This window comes from Rhizobium sophoriradicis (assembly GCF_003939025.1).
Taxonomy (GTDB): domain Bacteria; phylum Pseudomonadota; class Alphaproteobacteria; order Rhizobiales; family Rhizobiaceae; genus Rhizobium; species Rhizobium sophoriradicis.
On the sequence record NZ_RQIH01000004.1, the window covers coordinates 391,708 to 408,830 of the forward strand.

General features: G+C 62.2%; 14 protein-coding genes. 5 read left to right on the forward strand and 9 right to left on the reverse strand.

Going from position 1 to position 17,123, the window contains the following annotated elements; all coding sequences use genetic code 11:
* Window positions 1-6 precede the first annotated feature (6 nt).
* From EFR00_RS08775 to EFR00_RS08800, 6 genes are all read right to left on the reverse strand, one after another.
* Window positions 7-1,215, reverse strand: coding sequence for a glycosyltransferase family protein (locus tag EFR00_RS08775; protein ID WP_077989515.1), 1,209 nt, complete (start codon window positions 1,213-1,215; stop codon window positions 7-9).
* Window positions 1,216-1,312: 97 nt separating this feature from the next.
* The gene (locus tag EFR00_RS08780) at window positions 1,313-2,485 is read right to left on the reverse strand and encodes an ABC transporter permease (RefSeq protein ID WP_040140856.1); all 1,173 of its coding nucleotides are present in this window, start codon (window positions 2,483-2,485) and stop codon (window positions 1,313-1,315) included.
* Complete coding sequence (locus tag EFR00_RS08785) at window positions 2,485-3,483, reverse strand: ABC transporter permease (protein ID WP_040111305.1); 999 nt, start codon at window positions 3,481-3,483, stop codon at window positions 2,485-2,487. Before EFR00_RS08785 ends, EFR00_RS08780 begins: the two co-directional genes overlap by 1 nt.
* Before the next feature lie 3 nt (window positions 3,484-3,486).
* Window positions 3,487-5,394, reverse strand: coding sequence for an ABC transporter substrate-binding protein (locus EFR00_RS08790; protein ID WP_077989514.1), 1,908 nt, complete (start codon window positions 5,392-5,394; stop codon window positions 3,487-3,489).
* Complete coding sequence (locus tag EFR00_RS08795; protein ID WP_040111307.1) at window positions 5,394-7,283, reverse strand: ABC transporter ATP-binding protein; 1,890 nt, start codon at window positions 7,281-7,283, stop codon at window positions 5,394-5,396. Before EFR00_RS08795 ends, EFR00_RS08790 begins: the two co-directional genes overlap by 1 nt.
* A gap of 156 nt (window positions 7,284-7,439) precedes the next feature.
* On the reverse strand, window positions 7,440-8,783 hold the full coding sequence (locus EFR00_RS08800) for an adenylate/guanylate cyclase domain-containing protein (RefSeq protein ID WP_040140862.1): 1,344 nt from the start codon (window positions 8,781-8,783) through the stop codon (window positions 7,440-7,442).
* Between the two features lie 606 nt (window positions 8,784-9,389).
* Between EFR00_RS08800 and EFR00_RS08810 the strand changes: the two genes are divergently transcribed.
* A complete protein-coding gene (locus EFR00_RS08810) occupies window positions 9,390-10,727 on the forward strand; it encodes a nucleotide sugar dehydrogenase (protein ID WP_077989513.1) in 1,338 nt (445 codons plus the stop codon).
* Here EFR00_RS08810 and EFR00_RS08815 read toward each other — a convergent pair.
* Window positions 10,717-11,892, reverse strand: a complete 1,176-nt coding sequence (locus tag EFR00_RS08815) for a DUF3095 domain-containing protein (RefSeq protein ID WP_077989512.1) — start codon at window positions 11,890-11,892, stop codon at window positions 10,717-10,719. The two genes, EFR00_RS08810 and EFR00_RS08815, sit on opposite strands and share 11 nt — an antisense overlap.
* 123 nt (window positions 11,893-12,015) lie before the next feature.
* Here EFR00_RS08815 and EFR00_RS08820 point away from each other — a divergent pair, with 123 nt between their 5' ends.
* Window positions 12,016-12,495, forward strand: coding sequence for a class I SAM-dependent methyltransferase (locus tag EFR00_RS08820; protein WP_077989511.1), 480 nt, complete (start codon window positions 12,016-12,018; stop codon window positions 12,493-12,495).
* Window positions 12,496-12,575: 80 nt separating this feature from the next.
* Here EFR00_RS08820 and EFR00_RS08825 read toward each other — a convergent pair whose 3' ends face one another.
* Entirely contained in the window at window positions 12,576-13,031 is a 456-nt protein-coding gene (locus EFR00_RS08825; RefSeq protein ID WP_077989510.1) for an Rrf2 family transcriptional regulator, read from the reverse strand.
* A 129-nt stretch (window positions 13,032-13,160) separates the two neighbouring features.
* Here EFR00_RS08825 and EFR00_RS08830 point away from each other — a divergent pair, with 129 nt between their 5' ends.
* Window positions 13,161-14,066 (forward strand): NAD(P)/FAD-dependent oxidoreductase, encoded by a 906-nt coding sequence (locus EFR00_RS08830; protein WP_077989509.1) that lies wholly within the window; start codon window positions 13,161-13,163, stop codon window positions 14,064-14,066.
* A gap of 83 nt (window positions 14,067-14,149) precedes the next feature.
* Here EFR00_RS08830 and EFR00_RS08835 read toward each other — a convergent pair whose 3' ends face one another.
* Window positions 14,150-16,063 carry an adenylate/guanylate cyclase domain-containing protein gene (locus tag EFR00_RS08835; protein WP_077989508.1) on the reverse strand — a complete coding sequence of 638 codons (1,914 nt, stop codon included), beginning with the start codon at window positions 16,061-16,063 and terminating at the stop codon, window positions 14,150-14,152.
* A gap of 297 nt (window positions 16,064-16,360) precedes the next feature.
* Between EFR00_RS08835 and EFR00_RS08840 the strand changes: the two genes are divergently transcribed.
* Both EFR00_RS08840 and EFR00_RS08845 read left to right on the forward strand, forming a co-directional pair.
* Window positions 16,361-16,804: a DUF805 domain-containing protein gene (locus EFR00_RS08840; protein ID WP_077989507.1), complete on the forward strand. Its 444-nt coding sequence runs from the start codon at window positions 16,361-16,363 to the stop codon at window positions 16,802-16,804.
* Entirely contained in the window at window positions 16,699-17,106 is a 408-nt protein-coding gene (locus EFR00_RS08845) for a LysR substrate-binding domain-containing protein (protein WP_483431139.1), read from the forward strand. The genes EFR00_RS08840 and EFR00_RS08845 overlap by 106 nt, the downstream gene beginning before the upstream one ends.
* Window positions 17,107-17,123 lie beyond the last annotated feature (17 nt).

A 17,123-nucleotide genomic window follows, 5' to 3' on the forward strand; every position in this document is an offset into this window, starting at 1 on the left:
TTGGTCCTATTCCGCGCCGACGAGGGCGAGGTGGCTGGCGCGGCCGTCGATCCACCGGCCGACGGTCTGCGAGATGTGGTCGAGCCCTTCGAGATGCATATTACTGCCGCTCTTCGACGGGGGCAGGCGGGAGGGTAGGCGCTTCAGCGCCTCAGCCATGATGGTGGGATCGACCGATTGTTCCGGCAGCAGCATGTCGACGAGGCCGAGCTCGCTCGCCCGCTTGGCGCGCAGCAGCTGTTCCTGGCGCGGTTTGACGCGCGGCACGATGAGGGCCGGCTTGTCGAAGGAGAGGATCTCGCAATAGGTGTTGTAGCCGCCCATGGCGACGACGCCGGTGGCGCCGTCGATCAGCTCTTCCATATGGTTATCGAACTCGATCACCTCGATGTAGGGAATGGCTTCGCCCTTCTGCACCAGCTTAGCGCGTTCGGCGGCAGGCATATAGGGCCCGAGCACAACGAGCGCCTTCTGCGTCAGCGTCGGATCGGCCTCATAGGCATTCATCACGTCGTGGACGAGATCGGAACCATCGCCGCCGCCGCCTGTGGTCACGAGGAGGTAATTGTCCTTGCGGGCGTGGATCGAGGTCTTGCCCTTGGAGACACTGCGCTGCAGGAAGCCGACGAAATCCATCTTCCGGCGCAGGCTGGCCGGGACGTCGAGACCGATCAGCGGGTCGTAGAAATCAGGCGGGCCGTAGACCCAGACGCTGTCGTAATATTGGTCGATCTTCTGCATGATGCCGTTTCTTTTCCACTCGGCATCGAGCAGATGCGGCGCGTCCATCACCTCGCGCAGCCCGAGCACCAGCACGGTGCCGCGGGCCTTGAGATAGGCGAGCGTATCCTCGACCTCGCCCTTCAGTCCCATCGGCTCCTTGTCGACGATGAAAATATCGGGCTGGAAGGTCTCGGCGGTGTGGCGGATGCTCGATTCGCGCATCTTCAGCGTCTCGTGCAGGTCGATATGGCTGGCGAGCGAGGTATATTCGCCGTTGCGCAGCTTGATGACGCTCGGGATTTTCACGAAGTCGACGCGGGCGCGGTAGTCGAAGGCGCCGGCGATCGTCGCGCCCGAGATGATCAGGATATTGAGGCCGCGATAATCCTCGACCAACGCATGGGCGATGGCGCGACAGCGGCGCAGGTGGCCGAGGCCGAAGGTGTCGTGGCTGTACATGAGGATGCGAGCATCTTCGAGACGTCTGGCCATGGGTGTTCCCTCCGGGGTGAACAACATGCGTTAGTACCCCCACCGTCCGGAGGCCACGAGGCGGGGGCGGTGCCGTGCGGCGCCGCCGGGTTTCCTGCTATTTGTAGGGATCTGCCGCATCACGCAAGCCGTCTCCCAGAAAGTTGAACGCCAAAATGACAAGAACAACAGGAATGATCGGAAAGAGCAGCCAAGGATAGAAGGCGATGACGCTGACGCTTTTTGCCTCGGTCAGCAGAATGCCCCAACTGGTGATCGGCGGGCGAAGGCCGAGGCCGAGGAAGGAGAGCGCGGTCTCGCCGAGGATCATGCCGGGAATCGAAATCGTCGCGGAGGCGATGAGATGCGACATGAAGCCCGGCACCAGATGGCGGCCGATGATGCGCGGCGTGCTGGCGCCCATGAGCTGGGCTGCCTGGACGTAATCCTCCTCGCGCAGCGCCAGGAGTTTCGAGCGCACGGCACGCGCGAGCCCAGTCCAGTCGATGATGCCGAGGATCACGGTGATGCCGAAATAGATGACGATCGGGCTCCAGGTCACCGGCATGATGGCGGCGAGCGCCATCCACAGCGGCAGGCTCGGCAGCGATTGCAGCACCTCGATCAGGCGCTGGACGATGAGATCGAAGATGCCGCCCCAATAGCCGGCAAGACCGCCGATGACGATGCCGAGCACGAAGCTGATCGCGATGCCGATCAGGCCGATCGTCAGCGAGATCCGCGCGCCGTAGAGGATGCGCGAGAGCACGTCGCGGCCGAGCCGGTCGGTGCCGAGCAGGAACATCTGGCCGCCGATCGACGGGCAGACCAGATGAAAGTTCGAGGCGACGAGACCCCAGAATTTATAGGAATCGCCGCGGCAGAAAAAGCGGATCGGCTGCACGTCGTTCGGCCGGTCGGTATAGACACGGTGCAGCGTATCGAGATCGAGCGTCATGCTGCGGCCGTAGACGAAGGGGCCGACGAACTCTCCCTTGTCGAAGAAGTGGACGCGCTGCGGCGGCGCATGGATGAAATCGACGTTGCGGGTGTGCAGGCCGTAAGGCGCCAGGAACTCGACGATCAGGATCATCAGGTAGACGACGGCGAGAAAGATGCCGGAGATCAAGGCCAGCTTGTGCTGCTTGAACTTCCACCACATCAACTTCTTCTGCGAGGCGAGATGAATGCGCGATTGCGCCGCCGTCATGGTCTCGGTCGCGAGCGGGTCGAATGGCGCGGTCGAGACGTAATGCGGCAGCGGCGCGCCGGGTGCGGGAAGGGGCGACATTATTTGGTGCTCCTGCCTTGCAGACGGATGCGGGGATCGAGGAAGCCGAGGGCGATATCGGAAATCAGCACGCCGATGACGTTGAGGAAGGCGAGGAACATCAGGAACGAGCCGGCGAGATACATGTCCTGGCTCTGCAGCGCTTTGATCAGCATCGGCCCGGTTGTTTCCAGCGACAGCACGATCGCGACGATCTCCGCACCGGAGATGATCGACGGCAGGATAGAGCCGATATCGGCGACGAAGAAGTTGAGCGCCATGCGCAGCGGATATTTGACCAGCGCCCGCATCGGATGCAGACCCTTGGCGCGCGCCGTCGTCACATATTGCTTCTGCATCTCGTCGAGCAGGTTTGCGCGTAAGCGACGGATCATGCCGGCCGTGCCAGCCGTGCCGACGATGATGACGGGGATCCACAGATGGGAGAGGATCGAGCGCGCCTTCTCCCAGCTCATCGGAGCCGAGATATATTGCTGGTCCATCAGATGGCCGATAGAGATGCCAAACCAGATATTGGCGAAATACATCAGGATCAGCGCCAGCATGAAGTTCGGAATGGCGATGCCGAGCAGGCCGAGGAAGGTCAGGCCGTAATCACCCCAGCTGTACTGGTGCGTGGCCGAATAAATGCCGATCGGAAAGGCGATCAGCCAGGTGAGCAGGATCGTCGTGAAGGAGACGAGAATGGTCAGCCACAGGCGGTCACCGACGACGTCGGACACCGGCAGCTGGTATTCGAAGGAATAGCCGAAATCGCCGTGCAGCATGCCGCCGACCCAGTAGAAATAGCGCACGATCTCCGGCTTGTCGAAGCCGTATTGCTGGCGCATCTCCTCGATTTCCTGGAGATTGGCGGTCTCGCCGGAAGCGCGCAGCTCGGCGATCTGGCTCTCGAAGAAGTCGCCGGGCGGCAGTTCGATAATGGTGAAGACCAGCGCCGAAATGACGAAGAGCGTCGGTACCATGGCGGCGATGCGCCAGAGAATGTATCTGAGCACGCCTCAGGCCTCCTTGTACCAGAATGCATCCGGCATGTAGATGCCGAGATAGGAGGTGGGGTCGAAGCCGTAGAGGGCTTTCTCCGGCAGGTTCTGCAGCTTGGCGGCGCGAAGGATCGGCTGCAGCGTGCTGTTGATCAGGCCGATCGAAAACACCTGCTGCGTATAGAGCGACAGCATCTTGTGCCAGATCGCCTGGCGCTCCTCGAACTTCGCCGTCGAGCCCCATTGTTTGAGCAGATCGATCAGTTCGGCCGCCTCCGGCAGGTCGGGCGCGACACCCTCCTGGCCGGCGGAGAGATAGTGCATGCCCCAGAGCGGCCACTGCAGCTGATCGTCGAGCGTCGGCGCCAGCCCCGAGGGCGACATGTCGGCCGTCGGCACGCCATTGTCGAGACCGTACCAGATCGACATCATGATCGTGCCGCTCATGGCGCGGTTGCGGAAGACGTCGCGCTGCGAAGTGCGGGTATAGAGCGCAAGGCCGATATTGGCCCAGTGATCGTGCACCAGCTCCAGCACGTCGGTATCGAGATTGCTTTCGCCGGCGGTCTCGACGGTAATCTCGGCGCGCCGTCCGTCCGGCAGCAGCCTGATGCCGTCGCCGCCGCGCCTGGTCAGACCGAGTTCGTCGAGCAGGCGGTTGGCCTCGTCGGGATCGAACTTGACGAAGGCGTCGGCATATTCCTGCTTGAACAGTGGGCTGTCTGGCAGCACGGTATCGGCGCTCGGCGTGCCCAGGCCGTAGAAGGCGACCATGTTGATCTCGTGCCGGTCGATCGCCAGCGACAGAGCCCGGCGCAGACGCACGTCGCGGAACAGGCCGCGCCAAACCTCGTCGGCGCAGTTGAGGTTCGGCAAGAGCGTGATGCGCGAGCCGCGCGCCACCTTCCAGAGATTGACCTTCACCGGAAAGCGCTTTTCGGCCTCCTTCAGGAAGGTGTAGTCGTTGAAATCGATGCCGGTCGCCTGCAGGTCGGCTTCGCCGGCACCCGCCTTGGCGGCGATAATCGACGAGGAGGAGACGTTGAGGACGAAACGGTCGAGATAGGGCAGCTGCCGGCCGGTCTCGTCGACCCGGTGGAAGAACGGGTTGCGCTCGAAGACGAACTGGTCGGCCGGCAGCGCCGTCGTGTTGCGCCAGGGATCGAGCGTCGGCAGGTTGGGATTTTCCGGCCGGTAGGAGCGCGCCATCTTGATGTGCAGATCCTGCCACTTCTTGACGCGGCTGGTCTTCATCATCTGTTCCATCTTCGCCTCGTCGGGCTGGAACTTCTTATGGAATTGCTTGAGGTAATGCCCCGGCCCGAAGATGACGAGCGGCTGGGGACCTGCCAGCGTCGGCAGGAACATCGGATTGGGTTTTTCCCACGTATAGCGCACCGTCAGCGGATCGAGCATTTCGAAGCGCGGCAGACTGCCGTGCGGGCGAAGCTCGAGCGCGCCGCCGCCCGGCGTCAGCTTGTCGTTCAGGATGACGTCTTCCCACCAGTAGCGGAAATCGTCGGCGGTGAACGGCGCCCCATCGGACCATTTATGGCCTTCGCGCAGCGTGAAGGTGAAGATCGTGTCGTCCTCCGCGCGGAAATCGGCGAGAATGTCAGGCTGGAACTGCAGGTGCTTGTCGTAGCCGACCAGGCGGGAATAGCCGTAGATCGTCATGAAGCGGATGTCGCGCTGGCTGCCGATGATGGTGCGCACCGTGCCGCCATAGGCGCCGGGTTCGAGCCCCATCTCCTTCAGGTTGACGATGCGCGGGCGCAGTGGAATACGCTCAGCCATACCAGGCAGGCTGCCTGCGGCCAGCCGCTCCTTGAGAAATTCCGGCTCGACTATCTGCTCGGCGCGAAGCACCGCCGGTGCGATCGCAGCCCCGACAAGGCCGCCGAGAAAGGTGCGACGCGTTACCATCAGCGCAACTCCTTGGCCGTAGCGCCCTTGCGGGCGCGCACCAGATGGCCGTCGCCGAGATCGGCATAGGCAAGCTCGGAAGCGTCGTCATGCTCGGCGGTGAAGGTTTTCCCCCAGTTCTGCTTGTCGGCGGCGCCGTTTTCGCGCAGCGCCTTGAAATCGAGCGGCCGGTCGAGATCGGGGAAGGGGACGGCGGCGAGCAGCGATTTCGTATAGGGATGCACCGGATCGCGCAGGATGATTTCGCGCGGCGCGATCTCGACGATGCGGCCCTTGCACATGACAGCGATGCGGTCGGCCATGTAATCGACGACGGCGAGGTTGTGCGAGATGAAGAGATAGGTCAGCCCCAGTTCCTTCTGCAGGTCCTTCAACAGGTTGAGGATCTGCGCCTGGACGGAGACATCAAGCGCCGAGACCGGCTCGTCGAGGATGACGAGTTTCGGCCCGAGGGCAAGCGCGCGGGCGATGCCGATGCGCTGGCGCTGGCCACCGGAGAAGCTGTGCGGGTAACGGCTGAGGTAGCGCTTGTCGAGACCGATCGCCGCCATCAATCCTTCGACCTTGCGCTTGCGCTCGTCGCTGTCGCCTCGATCATGGATCTCGAGTGGTTCGCTTAGGATGTTGCGCACCGTCATGCGCGGCGAAAGCGAGGAAACCGGATCCTGGAACACCATCTGGATCTTGGTGCGCATGTCCTGCAGCTCGTCGCCTTTGACCGCGAGGACGTCGATGACCTCCTTGCCGTCGTTGAACACGACCGCGCCGCTGTCGGGTGTGACGGCGCGCATCAGGATCTTGCTGAGCGTCGTCTTGCCGCAGCCGGATTCGCCGACCAGGCCCAGACATTCGCCGCGGCGGATATCGAAGCTGACATCGTCGACGGCGCGCAGCACGGTGGCCTCGTGCTTGCCGAGAAAACTGCGCTTGCGCGTCTTGTAGGTCTTGCAGAGATTGCTGACGGACAACAGCGTGCCCGGCGTCTCCGCCTGTAGCGGCTTCTTCTTGCCGACGAGAGTCTCGAGATTGACCGGCACGTCGCGCAGCGCCTTCAGCCGCTCGCCGGGTTTCATGTCGAAATGCGGAACGGCGGCCATCAGCGCCTTGAGATAGGGGTGCTGCGGATTGCGGAAGATCGCCTCGACCGGCCCGGCTTCCATGATCTCGCCGTGATAGATCACGACCACCTCGTCGGCCATGTTGGCGACGATGCCGAGATCGTGGGTGATGAGCAGCATCGCCATGCCGAGCTTGGCCTGCAGGTCACGCAGCAATTCGAGGATCTGCGCCTGGATCGTCACGTCGAGCGCCGTCGTCGGCTCGTCGGCGATCAAGAGCGCCGGCTTGCAGATCAGCGCCATGGCGATCATTGCGCGCTGGCGCATGCCGCCGGACAATTCGAACGGATACATGTCGTAGGTGCGGTGCGGATTGGAAAAGCCGACGAGACCGAGCATTTCCTCGGTCTTCTCACGCGCCTCCTGCTTGTCGGCTTCGGTATGGATCAAGAGCGCTTCGCTGATCTGGTTGCCGACCGTGTGCAGCGGCGAGAGCGAAGTCATCGGCTCCTGGAAGATCGTCGCCATGCGTCGGCCGCGCAGGTCGCGCATTTCCTCGCTGTCGCGCGACAAGGAGAGGATATCGGTCGTGCTGCCGTCGAGTGGATCGGTGAAGAGGATGCTGCCCGATGCCTTGGCCGGATTGGGCAGGATGCCCATGATCGCCTGGCTGATCACCGATTTGCCCGAGCCGGATTCACCGACAAGAGCGGTGACCTTGCCCGGAAGGATGCGGAGATTGGCTTCCTTTACGACGCGCAGGCGGTCGCCGAAAACCGAGAACGAGATGTCGAGATTCTCAATACGCAACAAATCGGCAGCGGACGCCATACCAATGAAATTCCCCAGTCTTCTATGTTCCCGTTAAGGCAACACTATCGTACCGCAAACGGGGTGTCTAGCTGATGACAATCAAGGGGATATCGCCGCCTTTCGCCGCGGTCGTCCGGACGAAACACGCAGTTTTATCGGTGCCGGCCCGGCGTTTTACTGGATGAACTTCTCCATGCTGGTGCGCTTGACCTGTTTCTTCGCGTCCTGGTGCAGCAGAATGACCTGCTCGGCTTCGGAAAGTCCGTTCTGCACGGCCTCGCGGAAATGTTCGTCGACATGGATCTCCGGGGCCGGCGCGCGCGGCTGCAGCACCGTCACCTTCTGGCGGATGCCGCGCAGCTTCTCTTCGCCGAGCCGCGTCCATTCGCCGCCGCAATAACCGGCGAAGGCTTGGCTGGCGACGACCTCGCGGCCGTATTTCTTGGTCAGGATCTGAAGACGCTGCACCTCGTTGACCGCCGATCCGAAGGCGGAGAAGGTCAGGCGGTCCTTCAGGCCGACATTGCCGAACATGACGTTGCCGACATGCAGGCCGATGCCGTAGCCAATCTTGCTGAGACCCTTCTGCTCGCGTTCGCCGTTGAGCTCGGCGACCCGTGCCTGGGCCTGGTGAACGGCCGAAAGCGCTGCCTCGCAGGCAATCTTCGACGGATCCTTGTGGCGCCCGCAGGGATAGACGGCCAGGAAGCCGTCGCCGAGGAAGCTCAATATTTCGCCGCCATTGCGGTTGAAAGGAGCGGCGATCGCGTCGAAGAACTGGTTCAGCGTGTCGATATAGGCCTGGCGGCCCTCTTTTTCGGCATACATGGTGGATTCACGCATGTCGCCCATGACGAGGGCGGCGCGGATCGTCTCGCCGTCGCCGCGGCGGATCTGGCCGTTCAGCACCCGCTTGCCGGCGTCGCCGCCGAGATAGGTGGTCAGCATATTGTTGGCGAGCTTGCCGAGCACCGCCATCTTGGCGGCGACCGCCAGATGGTTCTGCATTCGCAGCAGCGCATCGATCATGTCGTCGGAAAAGCCGTTATTGTGGTCGGTCGACCACGAGCCCATCATGCCCTGCACAGAGCCGTCGCTGAAGGGCTGCACGAAGGCGAGGTAGTCGGTGATCTTGTCCTTGCGCAGATCCTCGAAGATCGGGAATTCGGCCGGTCCGTCCTGCGACAGTCGGCGGCGGATGTGCTGCAGGTTGTTGTCGAGCAGGTAATAATAGGGGCTCTGCAGGAAGCGGTCCGGCTTCTGCCCGGCCGGCATGCGGAAGCCTTCGATGGTGACGCCGCTGGCGCGCCGCCAGGTGAAGCTCAGCGCATCGTAGAGCGGGTGCAGCATCGAAAAGGTCAGGTGCACGCGCGCGATCGGCAGGCCGGCGGAGGCCATCCTTTCGCAGAAGCCGCTGACGATGGTTTCGAGATCGTTGCCCGCCAGTGAAGAATTCGTCAGCCATTCGGCGACGCGGTCCAACAGGATGGAGGACACGCTGGATTCGATCGTGCTCATTCTCGGTATGATCCTCATAAAGCACGCCATCCCCAAGAGGCAAAAATCCCTCGGCCGGCACATTTACATGCACAGGTCACAAGGAAATCAGGATGTACGAGCGGCAATATTGTGTCAACGATCTGCCGAGAGCCCGGCAGCGGCGTCCCTCAGTTCCCCGTAACGGGGGGCCGGACGGGTGGTCCTTTCACGGTGGTTCATTATCAAAAGTCAAAATAGGGATGCTGCAAATGCGAAACAATGGGAGCGGGATTTTTTTGTGCTTCAAAGTTGCATCGGATGACCCAGCCGGCACATTTCGGCCACACCCGGCTAAAGGCTTTTTCAGGTCTGTCAGCGAGAACTGCCCCTCATCCGCCTGCCGGCACCTTCTCCCCGCTTGCGGGGCGAAGGAGGATAGCCGCAACCTCTCCATTCTTCGCCAGCGTCTCGCAGGGCACGTCCCCTCGCCCCGTGTTTACGGGGAGAGGGTTAGGGTGAGGGGCAAATCTGACGCCGAATCGGCATTTCTGTCGGGGGAAAGCGGAAGATCGGCGCCCGGGTTTAATTCGCCGCCATCATGCATTAGATCAGCGTTCTGAATTTCTCCGTTTGAAAGATCCCGCCTTGGCCACTTCCACCTTCGATACGCTTTTGCAGAAGATCGAAACCCGCGCGGCGCGCGCCGGCGTCATTGGCCTCGGCTATGTCGGCCTGCCGTTGGCGATGGCGGTGGCGCGCAGCGGCTTTGCGGTCACCGGCTTCGACATCGACCCTTCCAAGATGGTGGCGCTCGAGGCCCGCCGCTCCTATATCGATGCCGTCAGCGATGCAGCCCTTGCCGCCGAGATCGATGCCGGACGCTTTCAGGCGACGACCGATTTCGCCGGTCTTGCCGCTTGCGAGGTCATCATCATCTGCGTACCTACGCCGCTGACCAAACATCGCGATCCCGATCTTTCCTTCGTCGAGGCGACGTCGCGCTCGATCGCCGCGCATCTGCGTCCCGGCCAGCTCGTCGTGCTGGAATCGACCACATATCCCGGCACCACCGACGATATCGTCAAGGTCATTCTCGAAGGCACCGGGCTGAGATCCGGCGCGGATTTCTTCGTCGGCTTCTCGCCGGAGCGCGAGGATCCCGGCAACCAGCATTATCACACCGCCACCATCCCGAAGGTCGTCGCCGGCGACGGGCCGGAGGCGCTGTCCCTGATGAAGGCCTTTTACGGTGCTGCAGTTTCTACAGTTGTCCCCGTCTCCTCGAATGCGACGGCCGAGGCGGTGAAGCTCACCGAAAACATCTTCCGTTCGGTCAATATCGCCCTGGTCAACGAATTGAAGACCGTCTATGCGGCGATGGGCATCGATGTCTGGGAAGTGATCGAGGCGGCCAAGACCAAGCCCTTCGGCTACATGCCCTTCTACCCCGGCCCCGGTCTCGGCGGCCATTGCATCCCGATCGACCCATTCTATCTCACCTGGAAATCGCGCGAATACGAGCTGCCGACCCGCTTCATCGAGCTTGCCGGCGAGATCAATTCGGCGATGCCGCGTTATGTCGTCGGCAAGCTCGCCGAAGCGCTCGACATCCGCGCCGGCAAGGCGCTGAGCCGCAGCCGGGTGCTGGTACTCGGGCTCGCCTACAAGAAGAACGTCGCCGATATCAGAGAAAGCCCGTCGCTGCGGCTGATCGAGATCATCGAGGAACGCGGCGGACGGGCCGACTATCACGACCCCTTCGTCGCCGAGATCCCGCCGACGCGCGAATACCAGGCGCTGAAGGGCCGCCGGTCGGTGGCGCTGATGCCGGACGCTGTCGCCGACTACGATGCGGTGCTGGTGGCGACCGACCATGACAGCGTGGATTATGCGGCGATCGCGAAAAGCGCGGCGCTGATCATCGACACCCGCAATGTCTTCAACCGGCTCGGCCTTTCGGCCGATCACGTCATCAAGGCGTGACGGCAACGCCGGAGAGCGCCTTGCCGGTCATCCGGCTGGCGGCCACCGCATAACCCCCGGACGCGCCATCGATGAAATGCATATGGTCGCGCGAAATCGGCGTCGGCACGAAGCAGGTCATCAGCGCCGAAGCCTGCCGATGCAGGCCATAGCGGGCGATGCCCTTTGCCTGCGCCGTTGCCAGCAGCGTCTCGATGCGTTTCAGGTGCTCGGCATCGACATCGACCGTCATCTTCAGCCCGTCGTCGAATTTGCGGAAATCGGAATTGCCGGCGACGTCGCCCTTGTAGCGGCGGGCATCGAAGCGGCCGAGCGGGATGTCGAGCTTGTAGCAGAGAACGGTGATGGCGAGCTGAAGGAAGATGATCAGCTTCTGCCGAAGACGTTTGCCGGCCGGCGCCGTGGCCCTGGCCTCGCGATTGATTCCCTTTAGCGAGAAGGCGAATTTCGGGCCGCCGGCCGGCACCGGGTGGCTGCCGCGGTTCTGCTCGGCGGTGATGGCGACGATGCCGTTGACGAGGTCGCGGAATTCTTCGCCCGGCCGGCCTTCGCCGGGCACGGCGATGATTGAGACGATCTCGCCATTCTCGGCCTCGATGGGGCTCCAGCGGCAGGAGAGGCCGGTGAGATCGGGCCGCGTGCCCGGGGCGGCGCGCTCGACGCCGTAACGGCCCTGCTTCATCTGCCGTTCCGCCCAGCTGGTGCCGCCGCCCCAGAACATCGCGTAGGTGACATAAGGGCTTGCCGAGTAACGCGCGACACGCACGTCGAGCCCCTCTGCGCGGGTGTCGGCGACCGGAACGATGGCGATGCGCAGCATCAGGCCGAGATCCTCCTCGACCCAGACCTGCACGGCGGCAAGCGCATCGCGCGCCGCCTTTTCCAGCGAACCCGGAAGCGCGATCAGCGCCCCGTCGCCGCCGAAGACGAAGGGATAGTCGCCCTTGCCGACGGCGTTCAACACCGCCGAAATGACGCTGGCGCCCGCCATGTTGACGTCCTTGTACCGGCCGCCGGCGATCGCCTGGGTCGAGCCGACAATATCGGCAAGCGCCAGCACCCAGCCATCCGGCAGAGGCCGGTAGTTGGCGGCATCGGTCACGCCCTCGAAGGCGCTGAAGAGCGGCACGGCGGCAAAGAAGTCTTCGTCGGTCACGGTTTCCATGTCATCGACCTTAGCACAGACCCATGTTGGTGCTGCAACGCCAATTCCCATTTACAGCAATCGACTTGGCAAGGTTTCAGTGTTAGCACGCGCTCACGATTTTCATGACGGATACGGATTTAGATGAGCCGCCTCGACAGCTTCATTCGCCGGTTGACGGCCCAGCGCGATATTTTGAACGCGATCACCGATCTCGTCGCAGAAATCGACGGCCCGGTGCTGGAATTCGGCCTCGGCAACGGCCGCACCTATGATCATCTGCGCGAGAATTTTCCCGGCCGCCGCATCATCGCCTTCGACTGGGAGGTCCGTTCCTATTCGGCCTCGACGCCGGAGCCGCAAGACATGGTGACCGGCAATATCCGCGACTCCGGCCAGGCCTTCCTCGGCATCGGCGCGGCGCTCGCCCATGCCGATATCGGCACCGGCCATGACGAGATCGACGCCGTGACGCTGACCTGGCTGCCGCAACTGATCGCCGGCGTGCTCGCTCATAACGGCGTCGCCGTCAGCGGCCTGCCGCTGGAGCATCCCGAGCTTGTGGCGCTGCCGCTGCCGGAGGGGATCAAAGAAGGGCGGTATTTTCTCTATCGCAGGACGTAAGCGATTGGAGCGGGGACCGCGGCATCGGCCGCTGTCGCGATTTGCAGTGGCAGTTATTCCTCTTTGGAGGATTTAATCCCTCACGAGGCGCAGGAATAAGCCGCTGCCGAGCGGGCTTCCAGTTTTGCCTCGAACTCGTCAGCGATTTGCTTGAGAGTCACACTGCCCAGCCGCCTCAGCAGCAGCGCCTCGGCCTCCTGCATCGCATCTGCCAGCGCGCTATTGACGGCCTGCTCCACCAGACATTGCGGCTGGTCGCCGGCGGGGCCGATGGCGAAGAGGTGAGGCTCGCCAAGGGCGTTGTAGACGTCGAGCAGGGTGATCTCAGACAAGGGACGCGCCAAGGTCCAGCCGCCGCCGTGGCCCTTTTCGGAGCTGACATAACCCCGTTCGCGAAGGCCGGCCATGGTGCGGCGGACGACGACGGGATTGGTGTTCAACATCTTTGATATCATTTCGGAGGTCGCCGAATGCTCGTGCCGATCCATGTGGATCAGCACGTGCAGCATGCGGGAAAGGCGGCTGTCGTTGCGCATTGTTCCATCCTGTCGAGCGGGTAATTATCGCAGGCCATCTGTAACAACACAAGTGACATGACGCTTGACTGGGTTATTTCATGTAACTTATGTTGATTCATGAAAATGAAACACCGGAGGAGTGACAGCATGTCTTACGAAGTCATCGTCATCGGCGGCAATTTTGCCGGCCTGTCGGCTGCCATGCAGCTTGCCCGGGCGCGGCGGCGGGTTCTGCTCGTCGATGCGGGCATGCCGCGAAACCGATTTTCGCAGGCCGCGCACGGTTTTCTCGGTCAGGACGGCCGGGCACCGGCGGCGATCATGGAGGAGGGGAAGAGACAGCTTTCGCTTTATCCGAACATCACGTTGCGCGACGGCAGGGTCGTCCACGCGCAGAAGCAGGATGACCAATTTATCGTCGGCATCGAAGGCGGCGGCGAAGAACGCGCTGACCGACTCATTCTCGCAACCGGCGTCCGCGACACGCTGCCCGAGATTGCCGGCCTCGGAGACCGCTGGGGGCGCTCGGTGCTGCACTGCCCCTATTGCCATGGTTATGAGGTGAGTGGCGGCGAGCTTGGCGTCCTTGCAAACCATCCCCACTCGGCGCATTCGGCCGTGATGATCCCTGACTGGGGCGCGACCACCTTTTTCACCCAGGCGCGGTTCGAGCCTGACGAAGAGCAGCTCGCGAAGCTGCGCGCCCGCGGCGTCCGCATAGAACGCAGCCCGATCGTCGAATTGCTGGGTGATAGTCCGAAACTCGAGGCAGTGCGCCTCGCCGATGGCCGCATCGCGCCGCTCGACGCCATCTTCGTCGCGCCGAAAACGGCGATGGCAAGCCCCATTGCCGAACAAATCGGCTGCGCCTTCGACGACGGTATGTTCGGTCCGGTCATCCGCACCGGCGAAAACAAGGAGACCAGCGTCAAGGGCGTCTTCGCCGCCGGCGATGCCGCAAGCTCCATGCACAGCGGCACGCTTGCCTCGGCCGCGGGGGTGCTCGCCGGCGTGCATTGCCATCAGTCGCTGGTGATGCAGCCTGCCGGATAGGCGCCAAGATGTTGAGCAGAGGCTTCACGAGGGTGATGGGGCGTTTGCGAAAACGAATATCGCCAGTTTTCGCGATCAGACATTTAGCCGTCACTCTCCCCAATCAATTCCCATATATCCACCTTCTCCGCCCGGCCCTTCACCTGCGCCAGGCCGAGCGACACAAACACGAAACGGTCGCCGACGGCGTTATGGATGGCGGCGCTGACCAGGATCGACGTACCGAAATCCTTGTTCAATCCCTCCAGGCGCGAGGCGACATTGATCGTATCGCCCATGGCCGTGTATTGCTGGCGCGAAATCGCCCCGAAACTGCCGACGACGGCCGGGCCTGTGTGCAGGCCAAATCGCGTGATGAGGACAGGACGGCCGTTCACTCTGTTCTCCTCGTTAAGGCCGTCGATTGCCGCATTCATCGCGAGCGCGCAGCGGCAGCCGTTTTCGGCATGTTCGGCATCCGCAACGGGGGCGTTCCACATGACGAAAATGGAATCGCCGAGATATTGCACGACCGTCCCGCCGTGGCGCTCGGCAATGATGTTCAGCAGCTCGAAATAGGCCGATAGCGTATCGACGACGTTTTCCGGAGAATTGAGCTCGGATATGGTGGTGAAGTCCCTGATATCGGTGAACAGCACGGTCACATCCTGCCGTTTGGCTTTGACGACCGCTCGCCCCTCGGGGCTGATGATGCGCCGAACCACTTCACGCGGAACGTAGAGGGCAAACTGGCTGATGGCATGCCGGCTTGCCGAGAGCGCGCCGGCCAGCGTATTGATCTCCGTTATCCAGGAATGCGAGACGGGCGTCTCGCCGAGATCGAGATCGCCGATCCGCCGCGCCTCGTCGGCGAGCCGATAGAGAGAGCGGCTGACCATGCGGGAAAGCACCACCGATGCGCCGACTCCGGCGATCAACAGAGCGCCAGCAATCAGGAGATTGCGCACGAGCAGCCGATGGGCTTCCTCCACGAGGTCTGCGAGCGGCGCGACGATCACGGCCGTGCTGTCCTTAAACAGGCCTGAGACACTGACAGGGGCGATTTGCGCCAGGTGGCTTTCGCCGTCGATATCGAGCCGCGCCAAGCCGCCGCTTGCGAAGGCGGGATCTCGCCTGAGCCTGGCCACGGCTTCCAGGCTCGTGTCGAAACTGTTTGCCGTCGCGGCGAAGGCGCCTGATGTTCTCGCCCATAATCCGATGACCCTGCTCATGATCTGGGCGTCGGAATGGGCGACGAGGTTGCCGCCGCCATCGATGATGTAGGCTCGCGCATGCGGAGAAATCCCCTGCGCATTCAGCAGGCGGCCGATCGTCTGCAGGTGAATGTTGATGCCGACGACCACCCGGCCATCATCCTTCATCGGCGCCGCGATCGTCAACGTCGGGATATTGAGCGTTCCGGTCACATAAGGCCCGACGGAAACCGGCACACCGTCCTGGACGACGGATTGGTACCAGGGCCGTTGCCGCGGATCGAAGGATAGGTAGTCGATGTCCCGCTCGCCGATCGGTCTTGCCTGGCTATCGAGAAAGCGAAGCGTCGATATAATATTCGCGCCTTGTCTCTCCGCGATCGTTCTGATCGCGAAAGCCGTGCCATCGGGCGCCGCCAGCGCCTGACGCACATCCTTTCTGGCGGTGTTAATGACCTGCAGATAAGAACCATCGGGATAGCCGGTGTAAACGCTCGTCGCCTCGGGGACGTTTCGCAACACCTCGAGAAAGACTTCCTGTTTTGCCTTGATGTCCTGAGACGGCGGGGAAATGAGCTGCGGCAGGGTCGATGCCAGCGCCACCGCCTCGGTGCCGCCGTGAAGCGCAGCTTTGTATCCCTCGATCAGCCGTAAGCTCATCTCGCGCATCTGCTGCGCGCCGGCGTTCACCGCAGCAGCGCTTCCCTGCCGGAATGCCAACCAGATGATTGGCATCGACGTGCAAAGCAGCGACGCGACGACCAGGACGCCGAGATGCACTCTGAGCGGTTTGGACCAGCGCACGAGATTCCCCTCAAAATGCGGATACGTCTCAGCGCACCTATCGTCCCGATGCTCGTCCACCCGTGCGAAATGAGCGTCCCCAACGATGCCAGCTAACTGCTTTTTTCGGGCTTGCACAAGGCGTCGATGTCGATACGCCTACCGTCACGGATAACTTGACGGCGCCTTTGACCCGCTTCGGGGAGCAGGTCCTCTTCTTGCAATCTTTACGTTTGAATTGTAGCTGTTCTATCGGCGCATTATAGCAGAAAGCCAGCACCTTGCGATGCTCGGACAATTGGGAATTGGGGAATTCAAATGGGATTGACTGAAGCTGTTCAGACTGTTCTGAAGCAGAAATATGCAACCTTTTCCGGCAGGGCATCCAGGTCGGAATATTGGTGGTTCATACTATTCTGCGTGCTGGCGCTGTTCCCACTTGCAATACTGGCCATTGTGCTCGCCTACGCCACCAGTGGTGGTGGCGCCCCATCTCCGGCTCATTATACCGTGGTCATCTGGTTGTTGTTCACAATCGCAGTTTTTTTGCCGTCCATATCCCTACAGGTCCGCCGCTTCCATGATCGCAACATTTCCGGTTGGTGGTATCTCGCGCTGTTCATCCTGAGCTTTATTCCCTATGCCGCTTTCGTCACATTCCCGGTAACGATTGTCATCTCCCTGCTTCCGGGCACGGAAGGTCCGAACAAGTTCGGTCCGGATCCGCTGCGTCCCGAGGCGCAAGCAGAGGTCTTTGCCTAGAGCATTGGTTTGCAATGATGCCGCACCCGAAGATGCGAGGGGCAGGCTTCAGTCACGGCAGCATGTCGATCGAGGCGGCGATCCGAGGCGAGGGCGTGGCGCTCGGCCGCAGCGCGCTGGTCGCCGAAGATCTGATCGCCGGCCGCCTTGTGGCGCTCTTTCCGCGAACGAAGATGGAGGTGGAATGGGGATACGACCTTGTCTACCGCATGGGCAATCAGGATCACCCGAAGGTGCGGGCCTTGCGGAACTGGATCGCCGACGAGGTGCGTGACTTCACCGCCGCCAATTTTTCGGATTGACCCGCTGTTGCCATGAG

Bases quoted from the DNA above. Each gene is read 5' to 3' on its own strand.
- EFR00_RS08780 (WP_040140856.1), bottom strand. From the start codon at position 2,485: ATGTCGCCCCTTCCCGCACCCGGCGCGCCGCTGCCGCATTACGTCTCG.
- EFR00_RS08820 (WP_077989511.1), top strand. From the start codon at position 12,016: ATGAGCCGCCTCGACAGCTTCATTCGCCGGTTGACGGCCCAGCGCGAT.
- EFR00_RS08825 (WP_077989510.1), bottom strand. From the start codon at position 13,031: ATGCGCAACGACAGCCGCCTTTCCCGCATGCTGCACGTGCTGATCCAC.
- EFR00_RS08840 (WP_077989507.1), top strand. From the start codon at position 16,361: ATGGGATTGACTGAAGCTGTTCAGACTGTTCTGAAGCAGAAATATGCA.
- EFR00_RS08800 (WP_040140862.1), bottom strand. From the start codon at position 8,783: ATGAGCACGATCGAATCCAGCGTGTCCTCCATCCTGTTGGACCGCGTC.
- EFR00_RS08790 (WP_077989514.1), bottom strand. From the start codon at position 5,394: ATGGTAACGCGTCGCACCTTTCTCGGCGGCCTTGTCGGGGCTGCGATC.
- EFR00_RS08795 (WP_040111307.1), bottom strand. From the start codon at position 7,283: ATGGCGTCCGCTGCCGATTTGTTGCGTATTGAGAATCTCGACATCTCG.
- EFR00_RS08775 (WP_077989515.1), bottom strand. From the start codon at position 1,215: ATGGCCAGACGTCTCGAAGATGCTCGCATCCTCATGTACAGCCACGAC.
- EFR00_RS08830 (WP_077989509.1), top strand. From the start codon at position 13,161: ATGTCTTACGAAGTCATCGTCATCGGCGGCAATTTTGCCGGCCTGTCG.
- EFR00_RS08815 (WP_077989512.1), bottom strand. From the start codon at position 11,892: ATGGAAACCGTGACCGACGAAGACTTCTTTGCCGCCGTGCCGCTCTTC.